General features: G+C 41.6%; 2 protein-coding genes and 1 pseudogene. 2 read left to right on the top strand and 1 reads right to left on the bottom strand.

The annotated features are described in order from the left end of the window. Positions 1-889 (bottom strand): annotated as a pseudogene (locus ABJL82_RS16510) (peptidase M28); the annotation flags it as partial. 711 nt (positions 890-1,600) lie between these two features. Between ABJL82_RS16510 and ABJL82_RS16505 the strand changes: the two are divergent. Beyond that, entirely contained in the window at positions 1,601-2,074 is a 474-nt protein-coding gene (locus ABJL82_RS16505) for a CBS domain-containing protein (RefSeq protein ID WP_347275808.1), read from the top strand. Next, the gene (locus tag ABJL82_RS16500) at positions 2,071-2,535 is read left to right on the top strand and encodes a cation:proton antiporter (protein ID WP_347275807.1); all 465 of its coding nucleotides are present in this window, start codon (positions 2,071-2,073) and stop codon (positions 2,533-2,535) included. The genes ABJL82_RS16505 and ABJL82_RS16500 overlap by 4 nt, the downstream gene beginning before the upstream one ends. Positions 2,536-2,633 lie beyond the last annotated feature (98 nt).

The following is a 2,633-nucleotide window of genomic DNA, read 5'->3' as shown; positions in this document are numbered from 1 at the left end:
TATTTGAGTGAAAGATTACATAGGTATTGGAAGGGTGATAATATGGCGCCCATGACATAGACCCGAAATCGGTTAATCTGCGTTTGTCGGAGCCGTCCAGGTTCATTGTATAAACATCTGCCAATAACCCGTTTTCTTTGAAACGACGCCAAATGATGCGTTTTCCGTCAGGGCTGAAAAAAGGGCCTCCGTCATAACCGGGCTGATGGGTCAGGCGGGTTTGTCCGGAGCCGTCGGCATTCATAATGTAGATTTCACCGAAGTATGAGGGGCCGGTTTCAAAATGTTTTTTATCCCCGGCTGAAAGATGTTCAATGGGATATGCGTCACGCAATGAACAAAAAACAATCTTGCTGCCGTCCGGAGAATATGCCCCTTCGGCGTCATAGCCCAATGCATCCGTCAGGCGTTTCAGATTGCTTCCATCACGGTGGGCGGAAAATATATCATAATGTTCGTCATAATCCCAACTAAACCTCTTGTTTTTCCCGGAAGCGCGGATATCAAATTCTGCTTTTTGTTTTAACGTCGCTTCGGGGTCAAGGTGTGTGGAAGCAAAAAGTACCTCATTTGAACCTGGCCGTATAAACGAGCAGGTTGTCTTGCCCGTTCCGGGTGAAACCCGATTAGTATCTCCTGTCTCAAGATCCAAAAGGTATATCTGGAAAAACGGGTTATCAGTTTCCCGTTCGCTCTGGAATATAAGGGCATTACCGTCTTCAGAAAAATAGCCCTCGCCCGAACGTTTGCCCTGGTAGATTAATTGCCGGGTATTTTTGAGGAATTGTTCTTCTTCAGCGCCATCTCCCAGAGTTATCAAAGAATAAAATGGGATTGATAACGTTACGATGAAAAGAGTTAATATTGTGAGTAAATTCATGCGTTTCATTGTGAGACGCTCCTTTTTATAAAAAGGGTTGCAAAAAAGGCAGTGAAAATGAACTGTAATTACCGGTAAAAAATCACCTGAATGAAATAAACATTTTTCGCATTGTAACGGGTAATTATGAAAAAAGCAAACGACGACTTTGTTGGTATATTGTATTGAATTTCGGAAAAACTTTCCCTTTCTTTTTGATACAATCGCGCCATTGTTTTGATTTTGGTTGGGAGCATTCCTGTTTTTTTGCAAAAAAACAATTAGTTGGGGCTAATAGTTACTCAAGCTTCCCTGTCTGCGTGCAGCGCACAGGCAGGCAGCTTGAGTGTTAAATAGCACAAACAGGATGCTTGTGATATAATGTATGAAGATTTCCAAAAAATCGGGAATGCACCCGTAGGTTTAGCTTAGGAGTTAAAGGTAAAGAAGATTAGAGGGACGAAGGTTTTGATTATAAACTAACTTCCACTTGCTCCGTCAAACAATACCATTCTTTCCTTCTCTTTACTCGAAATATAACGCATGTTTAACAATAGTCTATTATACGAAGCAGTATGCAATTTTAATGTATAGGAAATGCACAAAACCATCTTTTTGTGATGAATCGTAAAATAGTGTAATATGTTTTATCCACTATATGTAGGAGAATTTGACATGATTTAGTGTCCTACTAATGATGAATCCGCGCATGTAATAATAATTTATGTAAAGGGTTAAAAAATGTTTGTAAAAGATATAATGAAAAAAAATGTTATAACCATAGGCAAGGACGAAAATGTGATCCAGCTTATAGCAAAATTTCGAAAGTATAATTATCATACACTGCCTGTTGTTGATGAGAATAAAAAAATATTGGGGGTTATCAGCTCAGAGGATATCATGAAGGTCTTTCTACCTCATAATCCTGCGCTCGACAATTTGCTTAAAACGACACACTTATGCAAAATGGGAGAAGAAGATCTTTTGAAAACCGAACTTCCAAAAGACATAGGAGCCTCGGTAAAGGTATCGGATTTAATGAATACCAATGTTATAGCTGTTGAAGAAGACAAGACAATCGCTGACGCAAGAAAACTCATGACGCTTCATGATATTGAAAGGATGCCTGTTGCAAAGGATGGTCTGCTGGTAGGCTTTATTACAATCTTCGACATAATAATCGCGCTCTTTAAGGAAAGGGGTATTATTGTATGAATACAATCCTCTGCCTTGGAATCATACTGGTCGGAGCAATTATTGCGGAAAAGATTGTAAATTATATCAAAGTTCCTGCCATAACGTCGTATATACTTTTGGGTATAATTATAGGCCCTTATGCAATTAACATAACCGGCGGGGGTTTAATAACTGCAACTGAACTTCTTTCTAATATGGCGCTCGGCTTTATAGCCTTTCATATTGGGAAAAACTTCTCGCTCGAAAATTTCAAAAGAATAGGGAAGCCAGTCCTTTCCGTGTCAATTTCTGTGACAGTCGCGACGTTGATTTGCGTGACAATGGGCATATACTACGTGGCGCACCAGCCATTTCACACTGCTCTTGTGTTTGGCGCAATATCCGCCGCTACCGCACCTGCGACAACGATGATGGTGATAAGACAATACAGGGCAAGAGGTCTGTTTACGGATGCGCGGGGCGCTCATCGACGAGAGTAAACTGCCCGATGCCGATGCCGCGACCGCAGGGCGGGAGGCCGCGCCGCTGCGCTACCTGCATCCCGAGCGCACCACCGTGCATCTGCTCGATAAACCCT

The sequence above is a fragment of the Candidatus Kuenenia sp. genome (assembly GCF_039794105.1).
In the GTDB taxonomy this organism is placed as follows: Bacteria; Planctomycetota; Brocadiia; order Brocadiales; family Brocadiaceae; genus Kuenenia.
The sequence above is the reverse complement of the archived record's forward strand: the minus strand, read 5'-3'. Positions and strand labels throughout refer to the sequence as shown.